Here is a 1,017-nt window from a genome sequence, read left to right as displayed (position 1 = left end):
CATTGCCGCCTTGCGAAGCCGACTTGTCCAAAGTGCCGGAGATGATGCCGGTCTTGGGATCGATGGTCAGGCCCGGGGGCAGGCCGGTGGCCGAGTACGTCAGTACGTCGCCCGTATCCACGTCCGAGAATTGACCGGAGATGTCGACCGGGGTGATGGCCTGGCCGTCGTTGCCCGATTGATCGTCAAGCGTGACACCCGGGGTCAGGATCGGGGTGTCGTTGGTGCCGGTGATCGTGACCGTCAGGGTTGCGGTCGACGTACCACCTTCGCCATCGGAGACGGTGTAGGTGATCGACGACGTGGCCGTCTGGTTTGCGCCCAGGTTGTTGAAGGCCGAACCAGGATTGAACGAGTACGAACCGTCAGCGTTCAGCGTGAAGGTGCCACCGTTCGAACCGGTGATCGCTGCGCCCACGTTGGTCGCTTGGCCGTTGACGGCCGAAACCTGCAGCGTGTCGCCGTCCGGATCGGTGTCGTTGGCCAGCACGCCGTGCGCGGCATCGGCGGTGAGGTTGACGCCTTGGCTGGTGCTGTCCGTGTCGTTGACGGCCGTGGGAGCCGGGTTCTTCACGTCCCACGAGAAGTCTTGCGACACCGAGGCGCCGCTCTTGTCGGTCGCGGTGATGGTGACGGCGTAAACGCCTTCATTGCCACCTTGCGAGGCCGACTTGTCGAGCGTGCCGGAGATGATGCCGGTCTTGGGATCGATGGTCAGGCCGGGCGGCAGGCCGGTGGCCGAGTACGTCAGCACATCACCGGTATCGACATCCGAGAATTGACCGGAGATGTCGACCGGGGTGATGGCCTGGCCGTCGTTGCCCGATTGATCGTCAAGCGTAACGCCCGGGGTCAGGATCGGGGTGTCGTTGGTGCCGGTGATGGTGACGGTGAGCGTAGCCGTGCTGGTGCCACCTTCGCCATCGGAGACGGTATAGGTGATCGAGCTGGTCGCGGTTTGATTCGCGCCCAGGTTGTTAAAGGCCGAACCAGGATTGAACGAGTACGAACCGTCAG

At 63.4% G+C, this 1,017-nt stretch carries 1 protein-coding gene; it reads right to left on the bottom strand.

The window, feature by feature from the left end:
* The coding region (locus AC6LJW_RS29420) for a cadherin-like domain-containing protein (protein WP_498088972.1) at positions 1-1,017 on the bottom strand (1,017 nt) is incomplete at both ends.

It is taken from the genome of Achromobacter sp. 1012554356, assembly GCF_059760815.1.
This window is presented reverse-complemented; position numbering and strand designations above follow the sequence as displayed.